15 protein-coding genes are annotated in these 15,067 nt (G+C 72.1%); 8 read left to right on the forward strand and 7 right to left on the reverse strand.

Features of this window, described 5'->3' with window-relative positions:
- On the reverse strand, window positions 1-687 hold the full coding sequence (locus OZN99_RS01290; protein ID WP_270933353.1) for a TetR/AcrR family transcriptional regulator: 687 nt from the start codon (window positions 685-687) through the stop codon (window positions 1-3).
- Between the two features lie 98 nt (window positions 688-785).
- Window positions 786-1,679 carry an amidohydrolase family protein gene (locus OZN99_RS01295; RefSeq protein WP_270933354.1) on the reverse strand — a complete coding sequence of 298 codons (894 nt, stop codon included), beginning with the start codon at window positions 1,677-1,679 and terminating at the stop codon, window positions 786-788.
- 134 nt (window positions 1,680-1,813) lie between these two features.
- Between OZN99_RS01295 and OZN99_RS01300 the strand changes: the two genes are divergently transcribed.
- The 7 genes from OZN99_RS01300 to OZN99_RS01330 all read left to right on the forward strand — a co-directional run bounded on the left by OZN99_RS01300 (window position 1,814) and on the right by OZN99_RS01330 (window position 8,252).
- Window positions 1,814-2,470 (forward strand): DUF4286 family protein, encoded by a 657-nt coding sequence (locus tag OZN99_RS01300; protein WP_270933355.1) that lies wholly within the window; start codon window positions 1,814-1,816, stop codon window positions 2,468-2,470.
- 11 nt (window positions 2,471-2,481) lie between these two features.
- On the forward strand, window positions 2,482-3,513 hold the full coding sequence (locus OZN99_RS01305) for a hydroxyacid dehydrogenase (protein WP_270933356.1): 1,032 nt from the start codon (window positions 2,482-2,484) through the stop codon (window positions 3,511-3,513).
- 192 nt (window positions 3,514-3,705) lie between these two features.
- On the forward strand, window positions 3,706-4,689 hold the full coding sequence (locus OZN99_RS01310) for a Bug family tripartite tricarboxylate transporter substrate binding protein (protein ID WP_270933357.1): 984 nt from the start codon (window positions 3,706-3,708) through the stop codon (window positions 4,687-4,689).
- A gap of 15 nt (window positions 4,690-4,704) precedes the next feature.
- Window positions 4,705-5,670 (forward strand): NAD(P)-dependent oxidoreductase, encoded by a 966-nt coding sequence (locus tag OZN99_RS01315; protein ID WP_270933358.1) that lies wholly within the window; start codon window positions 4,705-4,707, stop codon window positions 5,668-5,670.
- A 5-nt stretch (window positions 5,671-5,675) separates the two neighbouring features.
- Window positions 5,676-6,431: a 2-keto-4-pentenoate hydratase gene (locus OZN99_RS01320; RefSeq protein WP_270933359.1), complete on the forward strand. Its 756-nt coding sequence runs from the start codon at window positions 5,676-5,678 to the stop codon at window positions 6,429-6,431.
- A 17-nt stretch (window positions 6,432-6,448) separates the two neighbouring features.
- Window positions 6,449-7,249, forward strand: a complete 801-nt coding sequence (locus tag OZN99_RS01325; RefSeq protein WP_270933360.1) for an HpcH/HpaI aldolase family protein — start codon at window positions 6,449-6,451, stop codon at window positions 7,247-7,249.
- A gap of 25 nt (window positions 7,250-7,274) precedes the next feature.
- Window positions 7,275-8,252 carry a Bug family tripartite tricarboxylate transporter substrate binding protein gene (locus OZN99_RS01330; RefSeq protein ID WP_270933361.1) on the forward strand — a complete coding sequence of 326 codons (978 nt, stop codon included), beginning with the start codon at window positions 7,275-7,277 and terminating at the stop codon, window positions 8,250-8,252.
- Between the two features lie 82 nt (window positions 8,253-8,334).
- Here the strand turns inward: OZN99_RS01330 and OZN99_RS01335 are convergent, their stop codons facing one another.
- Window positions 8,335-8,898 (reverse strand): carboxymuconolactone decarboxylase family protein, encoded by a 564-nt coding sequence (locus OZN99_RS01335; RefSeq protein ID WP_270933362.1) that lies wholly within the window; start codon window positions 8,896-8,898, stop codon window positions 8,335-8,337.
- 120 nt (window positions 8,899-9,018) lie between these two features.
- On the opposite strand from OZN99_RS01335, the gene OZN99_RS01340 reads away from it, so the two are divergent.
- Window positions 9,019-9,819 carry an SDR family NAD(P)-dependent oxidoreductase gene (locus OZN99_RS01340; protein ID WP_270933363.1) on the forward strand — a complete coding sequence of 267 codons (801 nt, stop codon included), beginning with the start codon at window positions 9,019-9,021 and terminating at the stop codon, window positions 9,817-9,819.
- A gap of 4 nt (window positions 9,820-9,823) precedes the next feature.
- On the opposite strand, the gene OZN99_RS01345 is transcribed toward OZN99_RS01340, so the two are convergent.
- The 4 genes from OZN99_RS01345 to OZN99_RS01360 are packed head-to-tail and all read right to left on the reverse strand — an operon-like array spanning window position 9,824 to window position 14,853.
- Window positions 9,824-11,440: an ABC transporter ATP-binding protein gene (locus tag OZN99_RS01345; RefSeq protein ID WP_270933364.1), complete on the reverse strand. Its 1,617-nt coding sequence runs from the start codon at window positions 11,438-11,440 to the stop codon at window positions 9,824-9,826.
- Window positions 11,437-12,270 (reverse strand): ABC transporter permease, encoded by an 834-nt coding sequence (locus OZN99_RS01350; RefSeq protein ID WP_270933365.1) that lies wholly within the window; start codon window positions 12,268-12,270, stop codon window positions 11,437-11,439. Before OZN99_RS01350 ends, OZN99_RS01345 begins: the two co-directional genes overlap by 4 nt.
- Complete coding sequence (locus OZN99_RS01355; RefSeq protein WP_270933366.1) at window positions 12,267-13,247, reverse strand: ABC transporter permease; 981 nt, start codon at window positions 13,245-13,247, stop codon at window positions 12,267-12,269. Before OZN99_RS01355 ends, OZN99_RS01350 begins: the two co-directional genes overlap by 4 nt.
- 4 nt (window positions 13,248-13,251) lie before the next feature.
- Complete coding sequence (locus OZN99_RS01360; protein ID WP_270933367.1) at window positions 13,252-14,853, reverse strand: ABC transporter substrate-binding protein; 1,602 nt, start codon at window positions 14,851-14,853, stop codon at window positions 13,252-13,254.
- Between the last annotated feature and the right edge of the window lie 214 nt (window positions 14,854-15,067).

Here is a 15,067-nt window from a genome sequence, read left to right on the forward strand (position 1 = left end):
CTAGGCGCCCTCGCGCGCCCGAGGGCGGCGCGTCGGGGCTGCGGGCTTGCGTGCCCTGCCCACCGACCTTCCGCGGCCCGCCGCGATCCCGACGAGCTCGCGCCCGGCACCGCCCAGGAAGATCCTGACCTTCTGCGCGATCAGCTCGTCCAGGTCCGCCTCCACGGACAGGCCATGCAGCCAGCGCCGGAAGGCGACATGATAGATCGCGGCATGCAGCGACTGCACCAGTTCCAGTTCCGCGTGACCGACGCGGCCCCGGCCGGGATCGTCCAGGAACTCCCGTCGCAACGCCTTGGCGATCCGCGTGAAGATGCGCCTGGTAAGGATCGCGTAGTAGGCCGCGTTGAGCGCGCTGTTCGTCAGCCCGCTGAACAGGAACAGACGCACATGCTCGTAGGTCAGCACCTCATGCGCGAAGTGCCGGTAGAAGGCGATGAGGCGCTCCTCCACCGGCTTCGCGGCATCCTCCAGCAGCGCCTCCAGCGCCGGATCCCAGTTCTGCGGGAACAGGCGCTCGTACACCGCGACGAGCAGCACCTCCTTGGTCGCGAAATACTTGTAGAGCAGAGGCTGCGTGATGCCGACGCGCCGCGCCAGCTCGATGGTCCCGGCGCTCAGCCCGAACTCGGCGAAGTATGCGGTCGCTTCGCGAAGGATGTGCTCGCGACGGTCCGCGGCCAGCATCCGCCGCCGCCGCCCATCCTCCGCGCCCGGCCCGTTCGCACGCGCTGCACGTTGCGCGCCACTGCCCCTGGGCTGCATCCCGTCCATCGCGCGGCCCGCTAGACCGGTGCCGCGGCGGCGACGCCGTGCGGCGGGTCGAAGCCGTAGAGCGCCGCGGGATTCTCCACCAGGATCCGGTGTCGCACCGCCGGGTCGGGCGCCCAGGCCGCCAGCAGGTCGAGCAGATCCGCATCCTCGGGCATGTGGCCCTCGATCGCCGTGTGCGGCCAGTCGGTTCCCCAGACGCAGCGTTCCGGCGCATGGGCGATGAAGCGCCGCGCGAGCGGCGCGACATCGGCATAGGGGAAGCCCGCGACCGAGTTGCGGTAGCCGCACAGCTTCACCCAGCAGCGCCCCGTCTCCAGCAGCCGCAGGATCTCGGCCAGCAACGGGTCATTCGCGTCGGCATCCGCCCGCAGCCCGCCCATATGGTCGAACACCACCGGCACCGGCAGCGAAGGCAATACCGGCAGCACGTGCGGCCAGGTCGCGGTCGGCACGTACATCTCGATATGCCAGCCGAAGGCGGCAATCCGCCGCGCAACGGCAGGCAGGTCATCCAGCGACGGCCCGCCACCGGCCGTGGTGATGAAGCGCGTCGCGCGAATGCCGGCCTGGTGCAGCGCGCGCAGCTCGTCATCCCCGACGCCGGCGGAGACCATGGCCACGCCGCGCGCCCGCGCCGGACCGAGGTTGCGCACCGCGTCGACCGTCCGCCGGTTGTCCGTGCCGTAGACGCTGGGCTGCACGATCACCATGCGCGCCAGCCCCAGCGTGCCGAGCATGGCCAGGAAGTCCTGCTCCGACGCATCGGGCGGCGTGAAGCTGCGGTTCGGCACGAAAGGATAGCGATCCGCCGGGCCGATGATGTGGGCATGACTGTCGCAGGCGAGTGGCGGCAGGGCGAAGCCGGGCCTGCGCGATGCGATCCTCGGCCCCTGGCAGTGCTGCATCGGACGTCCCGCGGCGCCGAGCGCCCCTGGAGTTGCTTGTTGAGTGATCTATTCGTTAGCCTCATGCCCGCGCAAGGGCAAGGCGGCAGGTCGCGGCGCGACGGCCCCGCCCGGCCCGGCGACCGGAGACGACGATGCAGCGCGACGACACCAGGCTCCAGCAGTGCGGGCTGCTCTTCGCCGCCATGGAACCCTCCCCGGAGCTGGAGGAGGAGTTCCAGCACTGGTACGACACGGAACACTTCCCCGAGCGCCGCGACACGCCGGGCTTCCTGACCGCCGCGCGCTTCGTCTGCATCGATGGCTGGCCGCGCTACCTGGCCATGTACGACCTCGCCGACATCGGCGTCCTCGGAGGTCCCGACTATGCGCGCATCGCCGTCGACAACTACAGCCACTGGACCGGGCGGATCGTTGCCCGCGTCTGGGGGCAGTATCGCGCCGCGGCGCGCCAGATACACCCTGGCGGGCAGTTGCTCGGCGCGTCCGGCAACGCCGCGCGCCTGGTCGTCTGGCGCTTCCGCGGCCTGGCGGAGCATGACGCCGCGACGATCGTCGAGGGGCTGCGCCGCATCTACGCGGACCAGCCGGAGACGGCGCAACTCCGCGTCTTCGCCGCCGAGCAGCCGGACGGAACGGACTGCCTCGGCATCGTGGAGCTGCACGCCCCATGGACACCGCCGGCCGGCGCGGTCGCCGCACTCGGCGCGGCCAAGCGCCGTCTGGACGCCGTGAACACCTATGTCCGCTACGAGCGGCGATGGCCCGGCACCTATCCGAAGGGCACCTGAGCGCCCCGGACATGACCGCCCAGGCATCCGGCGGCGCCGCCCCGCACCGCCCCCTCGTCGTGCTGTCCGACCCGAGCATCCATCCCGACGCCGTCGCGCTTCTGGCGCGCGACTGCACGCTTCGCATCCTCGACGCCTACAGCCCCGAGGACGTCTTCGCGCAGGCCGCAAGCGGGGCCAGCGCCATCCTGGCCCGCCTCGGCACGGTGACGCGCCGCGTCATACAGGCCGCGCCGGGGCTGCGGATCGTCGCGCGTCACGGCGTCGGCGTGGATGCGGTGGACCTTGCTGCGGCCACCGCCCAGGGCGTTGTCGTGACCAGCACCGGCAGCGCCAACGCGGCCGCGGTCGCCGAATACACCTTCGCCCTGCTGCTGGCGCTGGCCCGCAAGCTGCCGCAGGCCGATCACGCCATGCGCGGCGGCGCGTGGTCACGCGAACCGCTGGTCGGCCTGGAACTCGAGGGGCGCGTCCTCGGCATCCTCGGGCTCGGCGCCATCGGCGAACGTGTCGCCCGGCAGGCGCTCGGCTTCGGGATGCGGGTGCAGGCCTGGCGCAGCGGGCGCGCCCAGCGACAGGTGGCCGGCGTCGCCATGGTGGAGCTGCCGGACCTGCTGGCCACCTCCGATGTCCTGACGCTGCACCTTCGGCTTTCGGCCGAGACGGCGGGCTGTCTCGATGCGGCGGCGATCGCCGCCCTCAAGCCCGGCGCGCTCCTCGTCAACACCGCGCGCGGCGAGCTGGTGGACGAGCCGGCGCTGATCCGCGCGCTGGCCGCCGGCCGTCTCGGCGGCGCGGCGCTCGATACCTTTGCCGAGGAGCCGCTGCCGGGGGACTCCCCGCTCCGGCGCATGCACAACGTGCTTCTGTCGCCGCATGTCGCCGGCCAGACCGAGGCCGCGGTGCGCAGGGTCGGGCTCGCGGCGGCCCAGGCCGTGCTCGACGAGCTCTCGGGGCGGCGGCCTGCCAACGTCCACAACGCCGCGGCCTACGCCGTCCGCCGCGAACGCGGTCTGTTCGCCGCGCCGCTGATCGCCGGATGAGCCGCCCGACAGCGCCAGCACGGACGCACTGCGTATAGTACTATAAATTGGCGATTGACAGCCTGACCCGGCCTGGTCCCTCCTTCCGGAAGGCATCGCGTGCATGGCCGGCTTCGCTGGTCGCGCATGCAGGATGGCGGCGCCCGGCGGGCCTCGGCGCGTCGCGCTCGAACGAAGCGGAGGAAGCGAGGAATGCCCAGCCTGGAACGTCGCCCGCTGCTGGCCGCCGCGCTCGCGATGCCGGCCCTGCTGCACGGGCGGATGGCCTCTGCCCAGCGCGCCTGGCCATCCCGCTCCGTCACCATCGTCGTCCCCTACGGCCCCGGCGGCGCGGCCGACACGGTCTGCCGTGCCGTCTTCGCGCGCGTCGCGGACATCGTCGGCCAGCCGGTCGTGGTGGACAACCGCACCGGCGGCAACACCGTCATCGGCTCCCAGCACGCCTTCCAGCAGCCGCATGACGGCTACACCTTCCTGGTCAACTCGTCGCAGCTGCTGGTCAACCCGGTGCTGATGACGAACCTGCCGCTCGACTTCCGCACGGCGTTCCTGCCCGTCACGCGCCTCGCGCGCTTCCCGCAGGTGCTCGCCGTGCGCCGGGACTTCCCGGCCGCGAGCCTGCAGGAGTTCATCGTCCATGCCCGGCAGCGCCCGGGCGCAGTGAACTACGGCACGCCGCCCGGCGCCGGCATGGGGCAGATGGCCGGCGAGCTGCTCCAGGCGCGGGCAGGCATCCGCATCCAGCATGTCGCCTATCGGCTGGCGACCGACGCGGCGCGGGAGGTTGCGACCGGCACGCTCGACGCCGTCATCCTCACCACCTCCACCATCAACCCCTATCTCCAGGGTGGCCGCGTGCGCGTCCTCGGTGTCACCAGCGCGGAGCGCAGCCCCATGCTGCCGGACGTGCCCACCTTCGCGGAGCAGGGACTGCCCGGCTTCAGCATGGAGGATTGGAGCGGCCTCTTCGCGCCGAGCGGCGTGCCGCAGCCCGTCATCGCCCGGATGCAGGCCGTTGTCGCGGAAGCGGCGCGCGATCAGGCGGTGATCCAGCGGCTCTCGGCCGTCGGCTCCATCCTCGTCGCCGACGAGCCGGCGCAGTTCGCCTCCTGGCTGAACGAGCAGCGCACGCTGCTTGAGCAGCTGATCCGGGATGCCAACATCACCCTGAGCTGACCTGGGCGCCCCGCCATGCGGCCCAGGGTCGCCGTCATCGACGACTGGCAGCGCGTGGCACGGGCCAGCGCGGACTGGACCGCGCTCGAAGCCCGCGCCGAGGTGCTCTTCCTGCACGACGCCTTCGCCGACGAGGACGCAGCGGCGGCAGCGCTGGCCAGCTTCGACATCGTCATGTCCATGCGGGAGCGCACGCCCTTCCCGGCGTCGCTGATCGCGCGGCTGCCGCGCCTGCGGATGCTGAGCGTCACCGGCGCGCGCAACCGGTCGGTCGACGTGGCCGCACTCGCCGCGCGCGGCATCGTGGTGACCCGCACCGAGGCCGGCGAGGACGGCTCCGCGACAGCGGAACTCGCGCTCGCCCTCATGCTGGCCGCCGCGCGGCATGTGGCGGCGGGCGACGCGGCGATCCGCGCGGGCGGCTTCCAGGCCGGCATCCTGCCCGGCTTCACGCTGCGCGGCCGCACGCTCGGCCTGATCGGGCTCGGGCGGCTCGGCACGATGATGGCCGGCTACGGCCGGGCGCTGGGCATGACGCTGCTGGCCTGGAGCCCGAACCTCACCGCCGCCCGGGCGGATGCCGCAGGGGCGACGCTGGTGCCGAAGGACGCGCTGCTCTCCGCATCGGACGTCGTCAGCCTGCACATGGTGCTGGCGCCTGGCACGGTCGGCCTGCTCGGCGCCCGCGAGCTCGGCCTGATGCGTCCCGGCGCCATCCTGGTGAACACCTCCCGCGGCGCGCTGGTGGAGGAGACGGCCCTGCTGGCCGCGCTCGCCGCCGGGCGGATCGTCGCGGCGCTCGATGTCTACGACCGAGAGCCGCTGCCGGCGGATCACCCGCTGCGCCGTCTGCCCGGCACCGTGCTGACCCCGCATCTCGGTTATTGCGTCCAGGAGAACTACGCCGTGTTCCATCGCCAGGCCATCGAGAACGTCCTCGCCTTCCTGGACGGCGCGCCGATCCGGCCGCTGGCGGCGTAGCGGCCATGCAGCCCGCCGCCATCGCCGAAGCCGCGCGGCTCCTCGCCGGGGTACAGCGCGGCGAGCCGCGGCTCGTCGCGCTGCCGACCGGCGCGCAGCCCGCGACCTTCGCGGAGGCTGCCGCCATCCAGGTGGCGATCCTCGCAGCCCTGGGGGAGTCCGCGGCCGGCTACAAGGTCGCGGGCGTCGATCCGGACAGCGTGATGTGGGGCGCGGTGCTGGGAAGCCGCGCCAAGCCCTCCCCGGCCGTCTTCCGCGCGGCGGCCGTGCCGATGCTGGGCGTGGAGCCGGAGATAGCCTTCCGTCTTGAGTCAGAGATCACTGCCGCCGACCGCCGCGTGACGCTCGCGGAGTTCGACCGCCTCGTGAGCGTGGTGCCCGCCATCGAGGTCGTTGACACGCGCTTCACCAGCTACGAACGCACGCCGCTGCTGCATCGCGCCGCCGACTTCATGTCGAATGGAGGTCTCGTCTTCGGCGCGCCCTGGATCGGCGTCGCCCCGACGGAGCTCGCGACACTCGGCGTCGCGCTCCATGTCGGCGGCCGCTGCGTCGCCGAGGTCTCGGGCGGGCATCCCGCCGGCGACCCGCGGCTGCCGGCGCTGGCCTTCCTCCGGGCCCCGGGCCGTCCGGACCGGCTGCCGCGCGGCACCATCATCACCACCGGCTCCTACGCCGGCCTGCATCGCGCCAGGCCGGGCGACCGCGTGGTGGCCAGCTTCGCCGGTCGCGGCGAGCTCACCCTGTCCTTCGAAGCCTGAAGCGTGGAAGCCGAGCCATGACCGCCAGCGCCCCCGTCGTCGTCAACCGCGTGCGGGAGAAGCTGGCGCGCGACGAGGTCGTCGCCTCCATGACAGCGCGCCTCGTGCGCGGAATCGAGGTGGCGCAGATCGCCGCCAGCACCGGCTTCGACAGCCTCTACGTCGACCTGGAGCACGGACCGCTGACCATCGACGTCACCGGGCAGATCTGCATGGCGGCGCTGGCGCTCGGCGTCACGCCCTTCGTCCGGGTCCCGGCGCTGACGCCGGAATTCGTCGGCCGCGTGCTGGATGCCGGCGCCCTCGGCATCATCGCGCCGCATGTGCACGGCGCGGAGGACGCGCGCGCGCTGGTCCGCATGGCGCGCTTCCCGCCGCTCGGTACGCGCTCGGCGGCTGGCCACCTGCCGCAATTCGGGTTCCGCGCCTGGCCGGCGAAGGTTGGCGATCCTGTCCTCGACGCCGCAACCATGGTCATCCCGATGATCGAGACCGTCGAGGCGCTGCGCAACGCGGAGGAGATCCTGGCCGTGCCGGGCGTGGACATGGTGCTCGTCGGCACCAACGACCTGACGGCGGAACTCGGCATCCCGGGCGAGTTCGACCATCCCGAGGTCCGCGCCGCCTATGCCCGGCTGATCCAGGTCGCGCGCGGATGCGGCAAGCATGTCGGCATCGGCGGCCTGGCCACGCGCCCGGACCTGACGGCGGAATTCGTGCGCATGGGCGCGCGCTACGTCTCCACCGGCACGGACCTGGGCTTCCTGATCGGCGCCTGCGCCGCCAAGGCGCGCGAGGTGCACGCCATGCCGACATGACCGGCGCGAGGGAGAACGGGCAACGATGAGGATCGCAAGGCGCAGCCTTCTGTTTGCCGGCGTGGCCGGGCTCGCCGCCCGCCCTGCAACGGCCCAGCCGCGCGAGTGGCCCAACCGCCTGGTGCGCGTGATCGTCCCCTTCGCGCCGGGCGGATCCACCGACGTGATGGGCCGGTTGATCGCCGACCGGTTCGGCGCGCTGTTCGGCCAGGCCTTCGTGGTGGAGAACCGGCCCGGCGCAGCGGGCATCATCGGCGTGGAGGCCGCAGCCCGCAGCCCGGCCGACGGGCACACGCTGCTGATCGGCACGATCAGCACGCATGCGATGAACGTGCCGCTCTACGGCGCCAGGCTGTCCTATGACCCGCTCCGGGACTTCCTGCCGGTGACGCGGCTGTCCAGCGGCGTCAGCGCCGTGGTCGTGCATCCGGCGCTGCCCGTCACCGACCTGCCTGGGCTGATCGCCTATGCCAAGGCGCATCCCGGCCAGCTGAACTACGGATCCGGCGGGGCGGGCACCACGACGCATCTGGCAGCCGAGATGCTGAAGCACATGGCCGGCCTCGACATCGTTCACGTGCCCTTCCGCGCGCCGACGGCGGCGACCGTGGCGCTGGCCGGCGGACAGGTGCAGGTGATGGTGGACACGCTGGTCGCAACGCGCGCGCTGGTCCGCGAGGGGAAGCTGCGCATGCTCGCCGTCACCTCCCCGACCCGGCTCCCCGAATTCCCCGAGCTGCCCGCGGTGGCGGAGTTCCTGCCGGGCTTCGAGCTCAACGGCTGGACCGGCCTCTTCGTCCCGGCCGGGACGCCGCCGGCGCTGGTCGAGCGCCTGGACAACGCGGCGCGCGCGGTGCTGGCGGAAGGCCCGACGATGCAGCGTGTCGAAGCCGCAGGCGCAGTCGCGGCGCCGCTCGGCCCGGACGAGTTTGCCGCCTTCATCCGCGCCGAGATCGCCCGCTGGACCACCGTGGTGCGCGCGGCCGACATCCGGCTCGACTAGCCCGCGATCGCCCTGAGTGTGCACACCGAAGGTGGGCACGGCGAAGGGCGGGAATCGCCGGGCCAGAGAAGCCGGACCGGCGTCAGCGGTACTCAGGGTCCTCCAGCTCCGGCGCGATGCTGCCGGGCAGGCCGAGCTCGAAGGCGTTCAGCGTCAGCGCGACCAGGCAGTAGTAGCCCAGGATGCCGACCAGCTCGACCATCCCGCGCTCGCCCAGTTCCGCGACGCCGCGCGCGTAGAGCGGCGGCGGCACGCGCGCGGTGGACAGCAGCGTCGACGCCACGTCGAACACCGCCTGCTCCCGCGCGTCGCGCAGGCGGGGCGGGCGTCGCGCGGCGATGGCGGCGATCACCTCCGGGTCCATGCCCGCCTTCAGACCCTCCCGCTTGTGCGCTGCCCATTCGTGGTGCGAGGTCCAGTGGCGGGCGCAGACCAGGATCGCCAGCTCCGACAGATGCGGCTCCAGCGTCGTGCGGTAGCGCAGCAGCTCCCCCAGCTTCTGCGCGCGCTCGGCCAGCTCCGGGTTCTGCAGCCAGGCGATCATCGGCGCCGGCACGCGACCGCGGATGCCTGCGATGGCCTCCGCGCAGGCCGCCTTCTGCTCCGGTGTCATGGCCTCCTCGGGCGGCATGTCCAGGCGCGGCATGACGGTGCTCCTTTTCAGCTGCTGGCGCAGGATGGGCGCCCGTGCCGTGGGAGGGAAGGCGGTTGCACGTCGCGGCGTGACCGCGCAGGCTTGCCTGTCGCCAGCGCAGGGGAGCGGGCCATGTCCGAGCGTTTCGCTGGCAAGGTCGCCGTCGTCACCGGCGCCGGTTGCGTCGGCCCGGGCTGGGGCAACGGGCGTGCGGTCGCGGTCGGCCTTGCGCGGGAGGGGGCCACCGTGATCGGCCTGGACCGCCGGCCGGACTCGATGGAGGAGACCGCCGGGCGCATCGCCGCGGAAGGCGGTCGCTTCGAGCCCGCCACGCTCGACGTGACGGACAGCGCCGCGATCGCCCGCCTGGTCGCGGAGGTGGCGTCGCGCCACGGCCGCATCGACGTCCTGGTGAACAACGTCGGCGGCTCGGCCGCCGGCGGGCCGGTGGAGATGGCGGAGGAGGTCTGGGATCTCCAGGTCGACACCAACCTGAAGAGCGTCTTCCTGATGCTGAAGCACGTCCTGCCGGTGATGGAGCGGCAGGGCGCGGGCGCCGTGGTGAACCTGGCCTCCGCCTCCGGCATCCGCTGGACCGGTGCGGCGCAGGTCGCCTATGCCGCGTCCAAGGCCGGCGTCATCCAGCTGTCGCGCGTCGTGGCCTTGCAGTACGCCGACAAGGGCATACGGGTGAACACCGTGGTGCCTGGCCAGATGCACACGCCGATGGTGGAGGCGCGGCTGGCCAGGCAGCGTGCCGACGGCGACGTGGCCGCGCTGGTGAGGCAGCGCGTGTCGCGCATCCCGCTGGGCTTCGCCGGCGACGGGCGGGACACGGCGAACGCCGTGCTGTTCCTCGCCTCGGAGGAGGCGCGCTTCATCACGGGCACAGAACTCGTCGTGGATGGCGGGATGACCGTGCGATGCGGCTAGCCGGTCAGGCCGGCGCCGCGCCTGCGAAATGCCGGCCCGGCACGGAGTCGAGCAGCGCGCGGGTGTAGGCATGCCGTGGCGCGCGGAACACCTCCGCCACCGGCCCGTGCTCCACCACCTCGCCGTCCTTCATCACCGCGACCAGGTCGCAGACCTGCGCGGCCACGCGCAGGTCGTGCGTGATGAACACCAGCGACAGGCCGAGGCGAACGCGGAGATCCTGCAGCAGACGCAGCACCTGCGCCTGCACCGAGACGTCGAGCGCCGAGACCGGCTCGTCCGCGACCAGCACCTCAGGCTCCAGCGCCAGCGCGCGCGCCAGGCCGATGCGCTGGCGCTGGCCGCCGCTGAACTCGTGCGGGAAGCGGTCGGTGGCGGCGGGATCGAGCCCGACCAGGGCGAACAGCTCCTTCGCGCGGCGCATCGCCTCGGCACGCGGCACGCCGTGAACCATCGGCCCCTGCGCAACCAGTTCCCCGGCGCGGCGGCGGGGATTGAGCGACGCGAAGGGGTCCTGGAACACCATCTGGACGCGGCGTGCGGCCTGCCGCATCTCGCGCCTGCGCAGCTTCAGCAGGTCCGTCCCGTCCAGCGTGATGACGCCGCGCTCGGGCTCCACCAAGCGCACGATGCAGCGCGCCAGGGTGGACTTGCCGGACCCGGACTCACCGACGATGCCGAGCGTGGCGCCCTTCGGCAGGTCCAGCGTCACGCCACGCACCGCATGCGTCACCCGCGCATGGCGGCCCAGGAAGCCGCCGGTGCGATACGTCTTCTCGACGCCGCGCATCTGCAGGATGTTCGTGTCCGACACCGGCCGCGGCGCCGGCGCGCCGATCGCCGGGACGGCCGCGATCAGCGCGCGGGTGTAGTCGTGCTGCGGCGCGTGCAGCACCTCGCTCGCCGGCCCCTGCTCCACCACCAGCCCATGCTGCATCACCGCCACGCGGTCCGCGATCTCCGCCACCACGCCGAAATCGTGCGTGATGAACAGCACGGCGGTGCCCTTGCGCCGCTGCAGGTCCTTGATGAGCGCCAGGATCTGCGCCTGCGTCGTCACGTCCAGCGCCGTGGTCGGCTCGTCCGCGATCAGCAGCTTCGGGTCGAGCGCGAGCGCCATCGCGATCATCGCGCGCTGGCGCTGCCCGCCGGACAGCTCGTGCGGATAGGCGCGCAGCGCCAGGCGCGGGTCGGGGATCCGCACCTCCTCCAGCAGCCCCAGGGTGCGCGCCGAGATCGCGGCGGCATCCATCCGGGTGTGGATGCGGAACATCTCCGCGATCTGGTCGCCCACCGTGCGCAGCGGGTTCAGCGCCGTCATCGGCTCCTGGAACACCATGGCGATGCCGGCGCCGCGCAGCGCGCGCATCCGCGCCTCGCTGGCCTGCACCAGGTCCTCGCCGCCGAACAGGACCTGGCCCGCATCGATCGCGACATTCGCCGGCAGCAGGCGCATCACCGCGCTCGCCGTCATCGACTTGCCGGACCCGCTCTCCCCCACCACGCAGAGGATCTCGTTCGGCTGGATGTCGAGCGAGACGTCGCGCAGCGCGTGGCTGCGGTCCGCGTTGCGCGGCAGCCTCACGCCGAGCCCGCGGATCGAGAGGACCGGACCGCTCATCGCCCACGCAGCCGCGGGTTCAGCGCGTCGTTCAGCCCCTGCCCCACCAGCGAGACCGCCAGCACGGTCACCAGGATCGCGACGCCGGGGATGGCGGAGACGTACCACTGCACGCGCAGCACGTCCCGCCCCAGCCCGATCAGGTTCCCCCAGGACGCCACGTTGGGGTCGGACAGCCGCAGGAAGGCGAGCGCACTTTCCAGCAGGATCGCCACCGCCATGACGACGGAGGCATAGACGATCACCGGCGGCAGCGCGTTCGGCAGCACCTCGCGGAAGATGATGCGGGCGTCGCCCATGCCCAGCGTGCGGCAGGCCTGCACGAATTCGCGGTTGCGCAGGCTGAGGAACTCCGCCCGCGTCAACCGCGCCGGCGCCGGCCAGGAGACTGCGCCGACGGCGACGGTAACGGTCGTGATGTCGGAACCGAACACGGCGACCAGCACCAGCAGCAGCAGGAAGTTCGGCAGGGTCTGGAACGCCTCGGTCACGCGCATCAGCGCGTCGTCCACCCAGCCCCCGTGGTAGCCCGCCAGCGCGCCGACGACGATGCCGAGCCCGACCGCGATGGAGGTGGCGACGACGCCGATCAGCAGGGAGACGCGCGCGCCGTGGAAGATCTGCGCGGCGATGTCGCGGCCCGAATTGTCGGTGCCCAGCGGGAAGCGGGGATTTGCGCCCGGCCATTGCAGCGGCCGCCCGGCCAGCGACAGCGGGTCGCGCGGGAAGAACCAGTCGGCAGAGAGCGCCATCGCGACGATCACCAGCAGCAGCACCAGGCCGATGACCGCCGGCGGGCTCTTCAGATAGGCCAGCAGGAAACGCTTCACCGCCCGGCCCCGATCCGCGGGTCGAGCCGGGCATAGACCAGGTCCACCAGGAAGTTCACCACGATCACCAGCAGCGCCGAGATGAAGACGATGCCCAGCAGCGTGTTGAGGTCGCGCTGCACCACCGCCTCATAGGCCAGCCGGCCGAGGCCCGGCAGGGAGAAGACGCTCTCCACCACCACCGAGCCACCGAGCATGGTGCCGGCCTGCAGGCCGATCAGCGTCACCATTGGCAGCATCGCGTTGCGCAGCACATGGCGCGTCAGCACGCGCGTCTCGTCCAGCCCCTTTGCGCGCGCGGTGCGCACGAAGTCCAGCGTCAGCACCTCCAGCATGGAGGCGCGCATGATCCGCAGGTAGATCGCCAGGAAGATCAGCCCGAGCGTCAGCGTCGGCAGCACCAGATGCGCCGCGATGTCCAGCACGCGGCGCAGTCCCGTGTAGCCCGCGCCGATCTCCTCGAAGCCGCCCGCCGGCAGCCAGGCCAGGTGGACCGAGAAAAGCACGATGGCCATCAGCCCGAACCAGAAGGACGGCGTGGCGTAGAACACCAGGCCGAGCGTCGAGATCAGCGTATCCGTCCAGCCATTCACCCGCCGCGCGGCCAGCACGCCCAGCACCAGACCGACGAAGAAGGCGAAGGACAGCGCGGCGCTCATCAGCAGCAGCGTCGTCGGCAGCCGCTCCAGGATCACCGTCGCCACGGGCTTGCCGTAGATGGCGGAGAAACCGAGGTCGAGCCGCACGAGCCGCCAGAAGTAGTTGGCGAGCTGCGCGGGCACGGAGAGGTCGAGCCCGTAGTAGCGCCGCAGCTCGGCAGCCAGCGCCGCATCCCCGCCACCGCCCATCTGCCCGAGCAGGGCATCCACCGTGTCCCCGGGCGCAAGCTGCAGCAGCAGGAACATGCCCGCCAGGATCAGCACGAGCGTGGGCAGCGAGGCGGCCAGCCGCCTCCCCGCCAGCGCGAGCACCCGCATCAGGTCAGGAGGCGAGCCACAGGTCGTGCCAGGACGAGGAGGCCCAGCGCGGATTGTTGGCGTAGTTGCGCAGACGCCGGTTGAAGACCGAGACGAAGATCTGCTCGATCGGCATCCACAGCGGCAGCTCGGTGTTCACGCGCCGGACGAAGTCGGCATAGAGCTGCTTGCGCCGCGCCGGATCGAGCTCGGTCTGCGCCGCGTCCATGATGCGGTCGGCCTCGGCGTCCTGCCAGCCCCACTGGTTCGTCCAGGGGGCGCCGCGCGGCTGGCCGGAGCGGTACCAGACGGTGGTCGAGACCGCCGGGTCGTTGCGGTACTGGTGCCAGCCGGTGGCGAGATCGAAGTTCCAGTCGTTGTAGACGGTGCGCAGGAAGCCCGCAGCGTCCAGGCGCACGATCTCCACGCGGATGCCCACCTCTTGCAGCGACTGCTGGATGAAGGTGGACCACAGGGCGATGTCCTCGCCCCAGGGGGCCGGGTTCAGCCGCAGCGTGAAGCGCACGCCGCCCGCGCCGCGCCGGTGCCCGGCCTCGTCCAGCAGCGCATTCGCGCGGCGGCGGTCGAAGGCGTATTGCGGCATCGGCTCCGTCGGGTAGTAGTCCCGCGAGACCGAAGGGATCGGCCCGGTGCCGAGCTTCGCGAAGTCGCCCAGGAAGTTCTCGATGAAGAAGGGCACGTCCAGCGCATGCGCGATGGCGCGGCGGACGCGGATGTCGGCCAGCACGGGATTGCGGAAATTGAACTCCAGCGTGTTGGTCCGCGCATTGCCCTCGTTGCCGCGCGTCGTCACCTCGAAGCGCGGGTCGCGCCCCAGCCGCTGCAGGTCGGCGATGGCCAGCGAGGAATAGGGGCTGAACAGGATCTGCCCGGCTTCCAGCTGCGCCGCCGCCGCGGAGCGGTCGCCGACCACGCGCCAGACCACCCGGTCCAGGTAGGGCAGGTTGTTGCGCCAGTAGTTCGGATTGCGCTCCGCGATGATGAACTGGCCGCGCTCGTATTGCAGGAAGCGATAGGGGCCAGTGCCGACCGGCGCGGTGTTGGCCGGGTTCTCCCGGATGTTCGTGCCCTCGTACACATGCTTCGGCGAGACGTAGCCGAGGTCCGGCAGGGCGCGCAGCAGCAGGTTCAGCGGCATCGGCCGCTCGTAGCGGAACACGGCGGTGCGTGCGTCCGGCGTATCCACGGCGGTCAGGAACTGCTGCAACGCAGTGCCGTAGTTGAGGATCTTCTTCCACATCTCCATCGCCGTGAACTGCACGTCGGCGGAGGTGAAGGGGCGCCCGTCATGCCAGGTGACGCCCTGGCGCAGGCGGAAGGTGATGGTCTTGCCGTCCGGCGCGGCCTCCCAGCTTTCGGCCAGGCAGGCCGTGGGATTGCCGGCCGCGTCCAGGTCCACCAGCGGCTCCTGCATCTTGCCGCCGACGATGTAGACGCCGGTCGAGGCCTGCAGGCTGGGGTTGAGGATGCGCTGTTCGGTCGCGAAGTGGACCGTCATCACCCCGCCGCGGCGGGGCGTCTCCTGCGCGAAGGCTCTCTCGGGAAACATCACGCTCGAGGCGAGCGCGGCGGAGGTGAGAAGTGTCGCGCGACGCGTGAGATCCATCAGACCCTCCTGGGGACCGTCATCTTGCGGCGCAGCATGCGGGCCGCGCCGCCGTAACGTCAACTTCGGGCGCAGCCCGCCATGGTCAGGCCGGCACGAAGCGCAGCAGCACGCCGGTGGCTCGGGCGGGCGCGGCCGCCACCGTGGCGCCCGGCGCCGTCCCCAGCGCGCGCGCTGCGGCGGCAAGGTCGGCGGTGCCCAGCACCAGCGCGGC

It is taken from the genome of Falsiroseomonas oryzae, from assembly GCF_027856955.1.
Classification (GTDB): Bacteria; Pseudomonadota; Alphaproteobacteria; order Acetobacterales; family Acetobacteraceae; genus Falsiroseomonas; species Falsiroseomonas oryzae.

Bases quoted from the DNA above. Each gene is read 5' to 3' on its own strand.
- OZN99_RS01360 (WP_270933367.1), bottom strand. From the start codon at position 14,853: ATGGATCTCACGCGTCGCGCGACACTTCTCACCTCCGCCGCGCTCGCC.
- OZN99_RS01310 (WP_270933357.1), top strand. From the start codon at position 3,706: ATGCCCAGCCTGGAACGTCGCCCGCTGCTGGCCGCCGCGCTCGCGATG.
- OZN99_RS01295 (WP_270933354.1), bottom strand. From the start codon at position 1,679: ATGCAGCACTGCCAGGGGCCGAGGATCGCATCGCGCAGGCCCGGCTTC.
- OZN99_RS01300 (WP_270933355.1), top strand. From the start codon at position 1,814: ATGCAGCGCGACGACACCAGGCTCCAGCAGTGCGGGCTGCTCTTCGCC.
- OZN99_RS01320 (WP_270933359.1), top strand. From the start codon at position 5,676: ATGCAGCCCGCCGCCATCGCCGAAGCCGCGCGGCTCCTCGCCGGGGTA.
- OZN99_RS01325 (WP_270933360.1), top strand. From the start codon at position 6,449: ATGACCGCCAGCGCCCCCGTCGTCGTCAACCGCGTGCGGGAGAAGCTG.
- OZN99_RS01345 (WP_270933364.1), bottom strand. From the start codon at position 11,440: ATGAGCGGTCCGGTCCTCTCGATCCGCGGGCTCGGCGTGAGGCTGCCG.
- OZN99_RS01340 (WP_270933363.1), top strand. From the start codon at position 9,019: ATGTCCGAGCGTTTCGCTGGCAAGGTCGCCGTCGTCACCGGCGCCGGT.
- OZN99_RS01335 (WP_270933362.1), bottom strand. From the start codon at position 8,898: ATGCCGCGCCTGGACATGCCGCCCGAGGAGGCCATGACACCGGAGCAG.
- OZN99_RS01330 (WP_270933361.1), top strand. From the start codon at position 7,275: ATGAGGATCGCAAGGCGCAGCCTTCTGTTTGCCGGCGTGGCCGGGCTC.
- OZN99_RS01315 (WP_270933358.1), top strand. From the start codon at position 4,705: ATGCGGCCCAGGGTCGCCGTCATCGACGACTGGCAGCGCGTGGCACGG.
- OZN99_RS01305 (WP_270933356.1), top strand. From the start codon at position 2,482: ATGACCGCCCAGGCATCCGGCGGCGCCGCCCCGCACCGCCCCCTCGTC.
- OZN99_RS01355 (WP_270933366.1), bottom strand. From the start codon at position 13,247: ATGCGGGTGCTCGCGCTGGCGGGGAGGCGGCTGGCCGCCTCGCTGCCC.
- OZN99_RS01290 (WP_270933353.1), bottom strand. From the start codon at position 687: ATGCTGGCCGCGGACCGTCGCGAGCACATCCTTCGCGAAGCGACCGCA.